The organism is Collimonas pratensis (genome assembly GCF_001584185.1).
In the GTDB taxonomy this organism is placed as follows: domain Bacteria; phylum Pseudomonadota; class Gammaproteobacteria; order Burkholderiales; family Burkholderiaceae_D; genus Collimonas; species Collimonas pratensis.
In genome coordinates this window covers 3923144-3936899 of record NZ_CP013234.1, presented here as the reverse complement: position 1 = coordinate 3936899, position 13756 = coordinate 3923144, and the positions used below count along the sequence as shown (strand labels likewise).

Sequence of the window (13756 nt, the reverse complement as noted above, 5' to 3'; positions counted from 1 at the left end):
CCCCACGGCACCAGGATTCGTCCAGGGTGCCGTTTTTGTATCGGGAATGATTTTTGCTGTGCAGCCTCTGATGGTCGCAATAGTGTTCTGACCGATTTGAACCGAAACACACAAAGGAAATTATGGATATCTTTATCCAACAAGTTATCAACGGCTTGGTGCTGGGAAGCATGTATGCGTTGATTGCCCTCGGTTACACGATGGTATACGGCGTGCTGAACCTGATTAACTTCGCCCACGGCGATATCCTGATGATAGGCGCGATGGTCGGCTTGTCCATCCTCAAGCTGCTCCAGCATTTCGCTCCCGGCCTGCCTGGCATCGTCCAGCTGGCGATCGCCATCATCGGCGCGATTCCGGTCTGCGTCATCGTCAGCCTGATCATCGAGCGGGTCGCCTACCGGCCGCTGCGCAATGCGCCGCGCCTGGCGCCGCTGATCACGGCGATCGGCGTTTCCATCCTGCTGCAGACGTTCGCCATGATGATCTGGGGCCGCAGCCCGCTGCCGGTGCCGCAAGTCATGCCGTCCGATCCTGTGCATATCTTCGGCGCATTGATTTCGCCTACGCAGATCATGCTGCTGGTGCTGGCTGCCGCGTCGATGTTCGGCCTGGTGATGCTGGTTGAAAAAACCAAGATGGGCCGTGCCATGCGCGCCACCGCGGAAAATCCGCGGGTCGCCGGCCTGATGGGTGTCGATTCCAATCGCGTCATCGTCATGACCTTCGCCATCGGCGCCGCACTGGCGGCCGTGGCCGGCGTGATGTGGGGCGCCAACTACTCGTCCGCGCAGTTCGCCATGGGCTTCGTGCCTGGCTTGAAAGCGTTCTCGGCGGCGGTGCTGGGCGGTATCGGCAACATTTACGGCGCCATGCTGGGCGGTATCCTGCTGGGCCTGATCGAAAGCCTGGGGGCCGGCTATATCGGCGACCTGACCGGCAACTTCTTCGGCAGTAACTATCAGGACATCTTTGCCTTCATCGTCCTGATCATCGTCTTGACCTTGCGTCCGTCCGGCATCATGGGCGAACGTGTGGCTGACCGCGCCTGATCGGGGAGGACCTATGGCTAACTTCTTCGACACCAAAAAGAACCCGACCAAGGCTTACACCAGCCTGGTCGCCCTGGCGATCATGTTCATGATCTTCCCGTTCATTGCCGCCAACTTCGGCAATTCCTGGGTCCGCATCATGGACTTCGCGCTGCTCTACATCATGCTGGCGCTGGGCCTGAACATCGTGGTCGGCTTCGCCGGCCTGCTCGACCTCGGCTACATCGCCTTCTACGCCATTGGCGCCTACATGACGGGCTTGCTGGCATCGCCGCAATTTGCTTCGGTGCTGGAATCTTTCGTCAATACCTATCCCGCCATCGGCAATTTCCTGGTGATGATCTGCGGTCCTGAGATTGTCCAGAACGGCATCCACCTGTCGCTGTGGGTGATCGTGCCGCTGGGCGCGGCGCTGGCGGGCATGTTCGGCGCCATTCTCGGCGCCCCGACCCTGAAGCTGCGCGGCGACTACCTGGCCATCGTGACCCTGGGTTTCGGTGAAATCATCCGGATTTTCATGAACAACCTGAACGCGCCGGTGAACATCACCAACGGCCCGCAAGGGATCAACCTGATCGATCCGATCCGCATCTTCGGCGTTTCGCTGGCCGGCGAGCGCGGTTCCAATGCGACCGTCTACTTCGGCGGCTTCGGCATGCCTTCGGTGAATGCCTACTACTTCCTGTTCCTGGTGCTGTGCATCGCCATCATCTTCATCTCGATCCGCTTGCAGAATTCGCGCCTGGGCCGTGCCTGGGTGGCGATACGCGAAGATGAAATCGCCGCCAAGGCGATGGGCATCAATACCCGCAACATGAAACTGCTGGCGTTCTCCATGGGCGCTTCGTTCGGCGGCGTGGCCGGCGCCATGTTTGCGTCGTTCCAGGGTTTCGTCTCGCCGGAATCGTTCTCGCTGACGGAATCGATCGCGGTGCTGGCGATGGTGGTGCTGGGCGGCATGGGCCATATTCCGGGCGTCGTCCTGGGCGGCATCCTGCTGGCGGCCTTGCCGGAAGTCTTGCGCCATACGGTGGAACCGATGCAGATGGCGATGTTCGGCAAAGTGCTGATCGACGCCGAAGTCTTGCGCCAGCTGCTGTACGGCCTGGCGATGGTGGTCATCATGCTGACCCGCCCAGCCGGCTTGTGGCCTGCACCCAAGCACGAGGACCGGCCCGATGCCGATGTCGACAAACCCGCGCGGGCAAGCGGCGTGGTAGAGGCTTAAGGAGATCACATGAGCGCACCAACAATTTTAAATATCTCCGGCGTCAACAAGCGGTTTGGCGGTTTGCAGGCTTTGTCGGAAGTCAACGTCAAGATCCTCAAGGGCCAGATTTATGGCCTGATCGGCCCTAACGGCGCCGGCAAGACGACTTTCTTCAACGTCATTACCGGCCTGTACCAGGCCGATACCGGTTCCTTCGAGCTGGCCGGCAAGCCTTATTCGCCGTCGGCGCCGCATGAAGTGGCCAAGGCCGGCATCGCCCGCACCTTCCAGAACATCCGCCTGTTCGGCGAGATGACCGTGCTGGAAAATGTCATGGTGGGTTGCCATGTGCGTACCCACCAGGGCGTGTTCGGCGCCGTGTTCCGCCACAAGGCGGCGCGCACGGAAGAACTGGCGATCCGCAAGCGTTCGCAGGAACTGCTGGATTTCGTCGGCATCGGCCGTTTTGGCGAGCGTACCGCCCGCCATTTATCCTATGGCGATCAACGCCGCCTGGAAATTGCCCGTGCGCTGGCGACCGAGCCGCAGCTGCTGGCGCTGGACGAGCCCGCCGCCGGCATGAACGCCACCGAAAAACTGGCGCTGCGCGAGCTGCTGGTGAAAATCAAGAATGAAGGAAAGACCATTTTGCTGATTGAACATGATGTCAAGCTGATGATGGGCTTGTGCGACCGCCTGACGGTGCTGGACTACGGCAAGCCGATTGCCGAAGGATTGCCGGCCGAAATCCAGAAGAACCCGGCCGTGATCGAAGCTTACCTGGGAGGTGGTCACTGATGGCAACCAATATCCTCAAAGTCGATAACCTGAAGGTCGCTTACGGCGGCATCCAGGCAGTCAAGGGCATCAGCCTGGAAGTCAACGATGGCGAGCTGGTGACGCTGATCGGCGCCAATGGCGCCGGCAAGACCACCACCCTGAAAGCCATCACCGGGACTTTGCCGCAATGTAAAGTCGAAGGCGAGATGCACTACCTGGGCGAACACACCAAGGGCATGACTTCGTTCAGCCTGGTCAAGCAAAAGCTGGCCATGGTGCCAGAAGGCCGTGGCGTGTTCACCCGCATGAGCATCCAGGAAAACCTGCTGATGGGCGCCTATACGCGTGACGACAAGGCTGGCGTCGCAGCCGACATCGAAAAGTGGTTTACCGTCTTCCCGCGGCTGAAAGAGCGTGCCGCGCAGATGGCCGGCACCTTGTCCGGCGGCGAGCAGCAGATGCTAGCCATGGCGCGGGCCCTGATGAGCCACCCCAAACTGTTGCTGCTGGATGAGCCGTCGATGGGCTTGTCGCCGATCATGGTGGAAAAGATCTTTGAGGTGATCCGCAACGTTTCTGCGCAAGGGATCACCATCCTGCTGGTCGAGCAGAACGCCAAACTGGCGCTGGAAGCAGCGCACCGCGCCTATGTGATGGATTCCGGCCTGGTGACCATGAGCGGCAACGCCAAGGACATGCTGGACGATCCTAAGGTGAAAGCAGCCTATTTGGGTGAATGATGGCAGGGGTCGGGATCGCAAGATCCCGACCCCTCCGGCAGGAACAAAAAAAAAGAGCCATTGGCTCTTTTTTTTGTTGCTACGGTTTGTACGCTCAGGTCAGCGGCAGCGGGTTCAGCTGATTTTCCGACTGCTGGATACGGTGCTCGATGGCATCCGGCACGTTGACTGCGGCTTCCGCCGGCGTCGGGCTGGCTGCGTCGGCAGGCGCCACGGCCTGGATCGGACGCGCTTTCGGCGTTGCGATTGGCGCGGTCGAGCCGCCCGAAGGCACGTTCTTGCCGGTAGCGACGTCTTGCAGGCGGCGATATTCAGCCAGAACCTTGTAGCCATAGCCGCCATCATTGGCGAAAGCGGCGGCGCCGACATAGCGCTTCAGGCCGGCTTCGACCGAACCACCCTGGGTCACATAGTCCTTCAGGATCATGGAGCCGACCTTGATGTTGGCAGTCGGATTCAATGCAGCCTTGATGCCGCCCATGCTTTCAAACTTGTCTTCATGCACTTTCGACATGACCTGCATCAGGCCTTGTGCGCCAACCGGACTTTCGGCAAACGGATTCAGGCCGGACTCGATCGCCATCACGGCCAGAATCAAGAGCGGATCCAGCTTGGTTTCGCGGGCGGTCTTGTAGGCAGTGGTCACGAACATGTTGGTAGCGTCGCCGGCCACGCGATAGCGCTTGGATAGCCAGCTGGTGACCCATTGCTGCTGGCGTGCGCTATCCAGCGGTTTGGCGGCACGGCTGGCCAGGCCATCCATGTGCAACAGGTGATTCATGTTGGCGTTTGGCGCCGGCACGGTCAGGCTGGCGATATTCTTGCCGGCCGCCGGAACGGCTGCCTGCACTGTCACGGGTGCGGCCGCTGGCGCTGTTGCCGGCTGCGGCGCGCTGCTGGCGAACAGCGGCAGGCTTTGCAGCTTGAGGGCCAGATCGGGTTTCACCAGCATGGTGGTGAAGCCGATGATGGCCAGCATGGCGCTGAACAGTACGGTGATGCGTGTGGTGGCGATGATGCCGCCGACGGTGTGGCGCGCGTAAAACACGCCGTTGACAGATTGCATGCCGAATTTCTTTGCTTGGTCGAGCGTCGCCCAACCGGGTAGTGCTCTGGTAGATCTTGCTAACAATTGAACCTCCTGAATCGTCGCGGCGCATGCAGGCTCCTGGTTAAAGCTGGAGCGAATCTACCGAATGCTGCGTGCACCGTAATCAATATCGCAAGGCATCGCATCTGGTTGCGGTGTGCCGTTACGTCGTTGTTGTCTGCACTTAAGTAGCTTTGGATCGATCGGCCGCAGTAGAGCGTGCCGGCTACAGGCAAACAACTTGTTCGGGGGAGAAGGCTGACGCCTTTTGAAAACACTCCTTAAAATGTCATATGGGACCCCGATCCCGTGAGTATTGAGAGCCGTCCTGAAAACGCTTTTCGGGCGTTGCGGCTTCTTCAAGCTGGGCGCATTGTAGGGGGCGGTTTATATCAAGTCAATACTATAAAAAATAAAATACATAACTTTTATGTATAAAGAATATCTCGGTTTACCGCTGCGAGCCAATAAAATCAAGCACTTCGCGGGAAAGCCTTAATTGTTTAAATAACATTCATAAAGATTGTAAGAATCCATGAAATACTCAGATTTGCGTGATTTTATTATCAAATTGGAACAAATTGGCGAGCTAAAACGGATTTCGACGCCGATTTCACCTTATTTGGAGATGACGGAGATCTGCGATCGCACTTTGCGCGCCGGTGGTCCGGCGCTGCTTTTTGAAAATCCGACAGAGCATTCGATACCTGTGCTAGGTAATTTATTCGGCACGCCGCGCCGCGTGGCGCTTGGCATGGGGGCAGACGACGTCAGCGAATTGCGGCGCATCGGCCACGTGCTGGCGAGCTTGAAAGAACCGGAGCCGCCCAAGGGTTTTAAAGATATCCTCGGCCTCGGCACGCTGGTGAAATCGCTGTGGGACATGGCGCCCAAGGAGCAGCGCTCGGCGCCGTGCCAGGACATCGTCTGGGAAGGCAACGACGTCGACCTGGCGAAACTGCCGATCCAGCACTGCTGGCCGGGCGACGTCGCACCGCTGATCACCTGGGGCCTGGTGATCACCAAAGGGCCGCACAAGAAGCGCCAAAACCTTGGCATCTACCGCCAGCAGGTACTGGGCCGCAACAAAGTCATCATGCGCTGGCTGGCGCATCGCGGCGGCGCGCTGGATTTCCGCGAGCACGCGATCGCCACCGGCGGCAAGCCGTATCCGGTAGCGGTAGCGCTGGGCGCCGATCCCGCTACTATATTAGGTGCAGTGACGCCGGTGCCGGACAGCCTGTCCGAATACCAGTTCGCCGGCCTGCTGCGCGGCAGCCGTACCGAGCTGGTCAAGGCCATCGGCAGTGAGCTGCGGGTGCCGGCTTCGGCCGAGATCGTGCTGGAAGGGCATATCAATCCAGACCCCTCGCATCCGTCCGGATACGAGATGGCGCTGGAGGGGCCTTACGGCGACCACACCGGCTACTATAATGAGCAGGACTGGTTCCCGGTTTTCACGATCGACCGCATCACGATGCGCAAGTCGCCCATCTATCACTCTACGTATACAGGCAAGCCGCCGGATGAGCCGGCAGTGCTCGGCGTGGCGCTGAACGAAGTGTTCATTCCCTTGCTGCAAAAGCAGTTTTCGGAAATCACCGATTTTTATCTGCCGCCGGAAGGCTGCAGCTATCGGATGGCGGTGGTGCAAATGAAAAAGGCCTACGCCGGCCATGCCAAGCGGGTGATGTTCGGTGTCTGGAGCTTTTTGCGCCAGTTCATGTATACCAAGTTCATCGTGGTGGTCGACGAGGACGTCAATATCCGCGACTGGAATGAAGTGATCTGGGCCATTACCACCCGCGTCGATCCTATCCGCGACACCACCATCGTGGATAACACGCCGATCGACTATCTCGACTTCGCTTCGCCGGTAAGCGGCCTCGGCAGCAAGATGGGGATAGACGCCACCAATAAATGGCCGGGTGAAACCAGCCGCGAGTGGGGCCGCACCATCAGCATGACTGACGAGGTGAAGACGCGGGTCGACCAGATCTGGCAGGAGCTGGGCCTCTAAATCCTGATTGACCGGAAACGTTGTATATAAATAGCGTGGAAAATGGCAGCGCCTGCCAAAAAGCTGTAAAAAGCGCTGCCAGCAATGACGCAATGCGGTACAATTCACCCCGGCGGGCCCCTGCGCATTGTGGCGTGGTCAACCTGGTCAGGTCGGGAACGAAGCAGCCACAGCCATTTCCTGCAAGTGCCGCAGACAAGGCTCGCCTCTATCCTCAGTAGTATTCCGCACGGTTTTTCCCCGCAACTCCTCCTCACGTCTTATCCATTGCCTGATTGCCAGTTTATGGCCGGCAACCGTTATCGCTCAGGCAAGCTGTTTCACTGCGCTGCGGCAGCCGTGGCGGGAATGCTGAAGCCGATAGTGGTCACGCCTGCCACGCTGTCGGCAAACACTCCGCCGCCGTGCATCTTGGCGATTGCCTTGACGATTGCCAGCCCCAGGCCGTGGCCATGCAGCTGGCTCGGGTCTTTATCGTTGCGGGCAGGGTCGACCCGATAGAAGCGGTCGAACAGGCGCGGCAAATGGTTTTCGGCGATCGGCTTGCCGGGGTTGGAGACAGCGATCCCGATCGCTTCCGGCTGCTGCGTGATGGTGACCACAATCGCCGCTCCGGGAATCGAATGCTGGATCGCGTTATGCAGCAGATTGCTCATGGCGCGTTTGAACAGCGACGTTTCGATCGACGCTTCGGCGCTGATGTCGCCAGCCACTTTAACCGTCATTTTCGACTCGTCCAGTACGAATTCAAAGAACTCCACGGTCTTGTTGATTTCCTGCGCGATCGAGGTGCGCACCAGGCTGGTGGCGGCTTCGCCCTGGTCGGCGCGCGCCAGGAACAGCATGTCGTTGATGATGGAACGCAGCCGCTCGAGTTCTTCCAGGTTGGATTGCAGCACTTCTTCGAATTGCGGCGCGGTACGCTGGCGCGACAAGGCTACCTGGGTCTCGCCGATCAGGTTGGCGAGCGGCGTGCGCAATTCGTGGGCGACATCGGCATTGAATGCTTCCAGCTGGTTGTAGGCGCCTTCCATGCGCTCCAGCACGCCGTTGAAGGCATCGGTCAAGTCCGAAAGTTCGCCCGGCAGCGGCGCAATCTGCAAGCGCTGCGACAGCGTCCTAGGTCCCAGCGACTGCGCCGCGCTGGACAGCTGCTTCAAAGGCCGCAGCCCCACCAGCGCAATCCAGTAGCCGAGCAGCATCACCAGCATCACGCCCAGCAGCGACAGGCCGACCAGCGCACTCATGAACGCATGCAGGGTATGCATGTAAGGCGCCGCGTCGACTGCCACGATCAGCCTGACCGCGGGCCGTTGCTCGAATGCCGGCAGCGCCTTGGTCAGGGTGTGCAGCGGGTATTCGCGGCCGCGCAAGGTCAGGTTGCCCATGCCGTTCGGATTGCGATCGATTCTTTCGATATCGGCCAGGTCTTTGCCATACTGGAAACGCGGGTCGTCGCTCAGCACCCAGTAGCGGAAACTGCCGTCGGCCGGCGTCAGCGTATCCAGCTTGGCCTGCACCCGCGGCCAGCGGGCGGGGTCGCCGTTATGCTGGATCATGTACTGGGTATCGAGAAAACGGGTGTTCAGTTCATCGTGCTGATGGCGCGCCAGTTCGCGCTGCAGCACGCCGTACAGGGCGCTGCCGATGAGGGAGAAAATCAGCAGGGCGGCCAGCGCAAACATCGCCACCAGGCGCACTTTGATGGAACGCCTCATTCGCTGCTTTCATGATGCTGCGCTTCGTGCGCTTCGCGCGGCTCGCGCGGTTCCAGCACATAGCCCATGCCGCGTATGGTATGCAGCAGCTTGAGGCTGAACGGCGCGTCGATCTTGGCGCGCAAACGCTTGATGGCGACTTCGACCACATTCGTGTTGCTGTCGAAATTCATGTCCCACACCAGTTCGGCGATCGCCGTCTTCGACAGGATTTCGCCTTGCCGCCGCGCCAGCACGGCCAGCAGGGAAAACTCCTTGGCGGTGAGATCGATGCGGACATTGGCGCGGTAGGCTTTGCGGCTGATCAGGTCGATTTGCAAATCGGCGATGCGCAGTTGCGCCGGCTCCAGCGCTCGGCCGCGCCGGGTCAGCGCCTGCAGCCGCGCCAGCAGTTCGAGGAATGAAAACGGCTTGACCAGGTAATCGTCAGCGCCGCCCTGCAAACCTTTGATACGGTCTTCCACGCGGTCGCGCGCGGTCAGCATGATGACCGGGGTCTGCTTGATTTCGCGCAGTGCATGCAAGACTGAAAAGCCATCGACGCCGGGCAGCATGACGTCCAGCACGATCACATCGTAATCGTACTGCAAGGCCATGTGCTGGCCGTCAATGCCGTCATGGGCGACATCCACCGCACAGCCCTGCTCGGTCAGTCCCTTGCATAGATAGTCGGCGGTCTTCAGTTCATCTTCGACGATCAGGATTTTCATGTATGGCTTGTCTCCTGGCTAGCGTAGGGTGGGCACGATGTGCCCACCCTACAATACTTTGAATCTATCACGCCGCGGCCTTACGCGCCGCCTTGCGCGCCTGCCGCGCCTCCTTGCGGCGCTCATACCAATAGTGGGCGCGGTCCAGGTACAGGTAGACTACCGGCGTGGTGAACAGGGTCAGCGCTTGCGACAGGATCAGGCCGCCGACCATGGCGTAACCCAGCGGACGGCGCAGTTCCGAACCGGCGCCATGCCCCAGCATCAGCGGCAAGCCGCTCAGGAGCGCGCACATGGTAGTCATCATGATCGGCCGGAAGCGCAACAGACAAGCCTGGTAGATTGCTTCTTCCGGTTTCATGCCGTGCTGTCGCTCGGCCGTCAGGGCAAAGTCGATCATCATGATGCCGTTTTTCTTGACGATGCCGATCAGCAGGATGATGCCGATCAACGCAATCACGCTCAGGTCATAGCCGCCCATCATCAGGATCAGCAGGGCGCCGACCCCGGCCGAAGGCAGGGTCGACAAGATCGTCAGCGGATGAATGTAGCTTTCATACAGCAGGCCGAGCACGATATACACCGCAACCAGAGCGGCGGCGATCAGGTAAGGCTGCGACGACAGCGAGTCGCCGAAGGCCTTGGCCGTGCCCTGGAAGGCGCCGGTCAGGGTCGGCGGGATACCCATCTGGGTCTGCGCCTTGTTGATGGCGTCGACTGCTTCGCCCAGCGCCACGCCAGGCGCCAGGTTGAAGGAAATCGTCACCGCCGGGAACTGGCCCTGATGGCTGATCGACAAATAGGAAGTCTTGTTGGTATCGATGGTGACGAAGGTCGACAGCGGCACTTGCTGGCCGGTCACGGGGGAGGTCAGATAAAGCTTGCTGAACAGGTCGGGGTTCTGCTGCAGCTTGGGCGTCACTTCCAGGATCACGTGGTAGCTGTTGATCTGCGTGAAGTACTGGGCTACCTGGCGCTGGCCGATGGCATCGTAGATCGTGGCGTCGATCAGCGCCGGCGTGATGCCGAAACTGGAAGCGCGCGCACGGTCGATGGTCAGGCTGGCGGATGCCGCGGCATTCTGCTGGTCGGAGGCAACGTCGGTCAGTTGCGGCAGCTGGCGGAAGCGGGTCATCAGTTTCGGCGCCCAGACGTTCAGCTCATCCAGGTTGGAATCGGTCAAGGTGTACTGATACTGGGTACGCGAGAGACGGCCGCCGACGTTGATATCCTGGCCCGCCTGGAGGAACAGGTTAACGCCCTGCACCTTGGCCAGCTGCGGCCGTAGGCGGGTGATCACTTCGTCGGCGCTGGCGGTGCGTCCTTCGTCTTTCGGTTTCAGGCTGATGAAGAAATTGCCTGTATTGAAGGTGTTCTGGCCGCCGCTCATGCCGAAGCCGGTGACATCCGGATCCTTGCGCACGATGTCGGCCAGCGCCAGCATGTGCTTGTTCATCGCAGTGAACGACGAGTCTTGCGCCGATTCGGCAAAGCCGTAGACGAAACCGGTGTCCTGCTGCGGGAAGAAGCCTTTTGGAATCACGATGAACAGCACCACGGTGGCCGCCATGGTGGCGAAGAATACCATCAAGGTAATGAACTGATGCCGCAATACCACGTTCAAGCCGCGCTTGTAGCCGTTCAGCATGGCGTCGAAACCGCGCTCGAACATCTGGTACATGCGGCCATGCGATTCGGCCGAATGCGGTTTCAGGAAGCGCGAGCAGAGCATCGGCGTCAGCGTCAGCGAAATCACCACCGAGACCGCAATCGTCAGCGTCACGGTAATCGCAAATTCACGGAACAGGCGGCCGACGATGCCGCCCATCAGCAGCAGCGGGATGAACACGGCCACCAGCGACACCGAGATCGAAATGATGGTGAAGCCGATTTCGCCGGCGCCCTTGTAGGCCGCTTCCATCGGCGTCATGCCTTCTTCCACGTAGCGGTAGATGTTTTCCAGCATGACGATGGCGTCGTCGACCACGAAGCCGACCGCGATGGTAAGGGCCATGAGCGACAGGTTGTCCAGGCTGAAGCCGAGCAGATACATGACGCCGGCGGTGCCGAGCAGCGCCAGCGGCACCGTCACGCTAGGGATCAGGGTGGCCGGCACGTTGCGCAGGAACAGGAAGATCACCAGCACCACCAGGGCGATGGTCAGCACCAGCGTGAATTCGACGTCGGCCACTGAAGCGCGGATGGTCTGGGTGCGGTCGATCAGGGTGTTGATATGCACGGTCGGCGGGATTGCAGCCTGCAGGCGCGGCATGGCGGCCTTGATGCGGTCCACGGTTTCGATGACGTTGGCGCCCGGCTGCTTGGTCACTGCCAGCACGATCGAACGGCCGTTGATGATGGTGTTGCCGGCCGGCGCCGCGGCGCCGGCGTAGGCCCAGCCGGCGACCTTGACATTTTCCGCGGCATCGACGGCGACGCCGATGTCGCGCACGCGGATCGGCGCACCGTTCTTGTAGGCCAGCACCATGTCGTTCCATGGTTCTGCGCTCAGCAGCTGGTCATTGGTATACACGGTGAAGCTTTGCTTGACGCCGTCGACCGTGCCTTTTGGCTGATTGACGGTGGTGTTGGCGATCACGCCCCGGATATCTTCCAGGTTCATGCCTAGCGCCGTCAGCTTGGTCGGATCGACCTGGATCCGCACCGACGGCTTCTGCACGCCGCCGATATTCACCAGGCCAACGCCGGGAATCTGCGAGATCTGCTGCGCCAGGATGTTGTCGGCAAAATCATTCACCCGGATCAGCGGCAAGGCATCCGATTGCACCGCGATCACCAGGATCGGCGAATCGGCCGGGTTGACCTTGCGGAACGTCGGCGGACTCGGCAGGTTGGCTGGCAACTGGCCGCTGGCGGCGGTAATCGCTGCCTGGACATCGAGCGCGGCGGCATCGATGTTGCGGTTGAGGTCAAACTGCAGCGTGATCTGTGTGGAGCCGAGCGAGCTGCTGGAGGTCATTTGCGACAAGCCGGCAATCAGCGAGAACTGCCGCTCCAGCGGCTGCGCTACGCTCGACGCCATGGTTTCCGGACTGCCGCCCGGCAGGTTGGCGGATACCTGGATGGTTGGGAAATCGACTTGCGGCAGCGGCGCCACCGGCAGCAAGGGCCACACCGCGGCGCCCACTAGGAAAATCGCGATGGCGAGCAGGGTAGTGCCGATAGGGCGTTTGATGAAATTGGCGGAAATGCTCACTTGCCTGCTCCCGGGGCGCTTGTCTTGGCGGCTGCACTGGAAGCATTGACTGCTGCGTTGCCGGCTGCAGACGTATCCTCAACTACCTTGATGCCTGGCTTGAGTTTGTACTGGCCGTCGACCACTACCCGTTGTCCCGCACTCAGACCCTTGTCGATGACGGCGATGCCGTCCTGGATATTGGCGACCTGGATGGTCTGGATCTGCGCCGTGCCATCGGCTTTGATGACATACGCGTAAGTGCCGTCCTGGCTGCGCTGTACTGCCGCCGCCGGCACCGTCAGCGCCTGTTTACGGTCGCCCAGCACCAGCCGCACGTTGACGTATTGTCCCGGCCACAGTACATGCGAGGGATTCTGGAATATGCCTTTCAGCTGCACCGTGCCGCTGGTGGTGTCGATCTGGTTGTTGAGCAGCGTCAGGTTGCCTTGGGAAAGCATGGTGTCGCTGTTGCGCGGAAAGGTCTGCACGCTGAGCGGCTTCTGGCTGCCGTGCAGGGCGTTGTTGATGCTCTGGAAGCTTTCTTCCGGCAGCGTGAACACCACCGCGATCGGATCGATCTGATTGATCACCACCAGGCCGTTGGTATCGGCGGCGTGGACAATATTGCCAGGGTCGACCAGGCGGGCGCCGACGCGGCCGCTGATCGGCGCCAGGATGCTGGTAAAGCTGAGCTGCACCTTGGCGTAGTTGATCTGCGCGTCGTCGGATTGCACCGAGGCTTGCAGCTGGTTGACCAAGGCCTTTTGCGTGTCCAGCGTTTGTTGGGTGGCGGCGTCTTGCTGCACCAGCGTGGTGTAGCGTTGCAGATCCAATCTGGCGTTGACCAGGGTCGCCTGGTCCTTGGCTTTTTGCGCGATGGCTTGCTCCAGCTGCGCTTGCAAAGTGCGCGGGTCGAGCTGCGCCAGCAACTGGCCGGCTTTCACATCTTGTCCTTCGACGAAGCCGACCTTGTCGAGCTGGCCGTCGATGCGCGCCTTGACCGTCACGCTGGCATTCGAGGTGACGGTGCCGACGCCGGTCAGGTACATCGGCATATCCTGCTGCTTCACGGTGGTGGTGCTCACCGAGACGGCATTGGCGGCGGCAGCGGGCGGTGCGGCAGCGTCAGCCTTGTGGCTCAGGCTCCAGCCGGCAGCGCCGATCAGGACCAGTATCGCGGCAGTGATCAGCAGCGTGGAACGGGTTTTGGAAAGTGTGGTCATGTTGTCGGCTCGGA

General features: G+C 60.5%; 10 protein-coding genes and 1 other RNA gene. 6 read left to right on the top strand and 5 right to left on the bottom strand.

The window, feature by feature from the left end; genetic code table 11:
* Positions 1-122 precede the first annotated feature (122 nt).
* The 4 genes from CPter91_RS17570 to CPter91_RS17555 are packed head-to-tail and all read left to right on the top strand — an operon-like array spanning position 123 to position 3782.
* A complete protein-coding gene (locus CPter91_RS17570; protein WP_061942442.1) occupies positions 123-1052 on the top strand; it encodes a branched-chain amino acid ABC transporter permease in 930 nt (309 codons plus the stop codon).
* Between the two features lie 13 nt (positions 1053-1065).
* Complete coding sequence (locus CPter91_RS17565) at positions 1066-2280, top strand: ABC transporter permease subunit (RefSeq protein WP_061942440.1); 1215 nt, start codon at positions 1066-1068, stop codon at positions 2278-2280.
* Between the two features lie 9 nt (positions 2281-2289).
* The gene (locus CPter91_RS17560; protein WP_061942438.1) at positions 2290-3060 is read left to right on the top strand and encodes an ABC transporter ATP-binding protein; all 771 of its coding nucleotides are present in this window, start codon (positions 2290-2292) and stop codon (positions 3058-3060) included.
* A complete protein-coding gene (locus CPter91_RS17555) occupies positions 3060-3782 on the top strand; it encodes an ABC transporter ATP-binding protein (RefSeq protein WP_061942437.1) in 723 nt (240 codons plus the stop codon). The genes CPter91_RS17560 and CPter91_RS17555 overlap by 1 nt, the downstream gene beginning before the upstream one ends.
* Before the next feature lie 94 nt (positions 3783-3876).
* Here CPter91_RS17555 and CPter91_RS17550 read toward each other — a convergent pair whose 3' ends face one another.
* Positions 3877-4848: a transglycosylase SLT domain-containing protein gene (locus CPter91_RS17550; protein WP_061942435.1), complete on the bottom strand. Its 972-nt coding sequence runs from the start codon at positions 4846-4848 to the stop codon at positions 3877-3879.
* 559 nt (positions 4849-5407) lie between these two features.
* Here CPter91_RS17550 and ubiD point away from each other — a divergent pair.
* Positions 5408-6892, top strand: a complete 1485-nt coding sequence (gene ubiD / locus CPter91_RS17545) for a 4-hydroxy-3-polyprenylbenzoate decarboxylase (protein WP_061942433.1) — start codon at positions 5408-5410, stop codon at positions 6890-6892.
* Between the two features lie 111 nt (positions 6893-7003).
* Positions 7004-7102, top strand: an RNA gene (ffs, locus tag CPter91_RS17540) — signal recognition particle sRNA small type.
* A 110-nt stretch (positions 7103-7212) separates the two neighbouring features.
* On the opposite strand, the gene CPter91_RS17535 is transcribed toward ffs, so the two are convergent.
* The 4 genes from CPter91_RS17535 to CPter91_RS17520 all read right to left on the bottom strand — a co-directional run bounded on the left by CPter91_RS17535 (position 7213) and on the right by CPter91_RS17520 (position 13742).
* Complete coding sequence (locus CPter91_RS17535) at positions 7213-8610, bottom strand: heavy metal sensor histidine kinase (RefSeq protein ID WP_061942431.1); 1398 nt, start codon at positions 8608-8610, stop codon at positions 7213-7215.
* The gene (locus tag CPter91_RS17530; protein WP_061942429.1) at positions 8607-9320 is read right to left on the bottom strand and encodes a heavy metal response regulator transcription factor; all 714 of its coding nucleotides are present in this window, start codon (positions 9318-9320) and stop codon (positions 8607-8609) included. Before CPter91_RS17530 ends, CPter91_RS17535 begins: the two co-directional genes overlap by 4 nt.
* 67 nt (positions 9321-9387) lie before the next feature.
* Positions 9388-12537 carry an efflux RND transporter permease subunit gene (locus tag CPter91_RS17525; protein WP_061942427.1) on the bottom strand — a complete coding sequence of 1050 codons (3150 nt, stop codon included), beginning with the start codon at positions 12535-12537 and terminating at the stop codon, positions 9388-9390.
* Entirely contained in the window at positions 12534-13742 is a 1209-nt protein-coding gene (locus tag CPter91_RS17520; protein WP_061942425.1) for an efflux RND transporter periplasmic adaptor subunit, read from the bottom strand. The genes CPter91_RS17525 and CPter91_RS17520 overlap by 4 nt, the downstream gene beginning before the upstream one ends.
* Between the last annotated feature and the right edge of the window lie 14 nt (positions 13743-13756).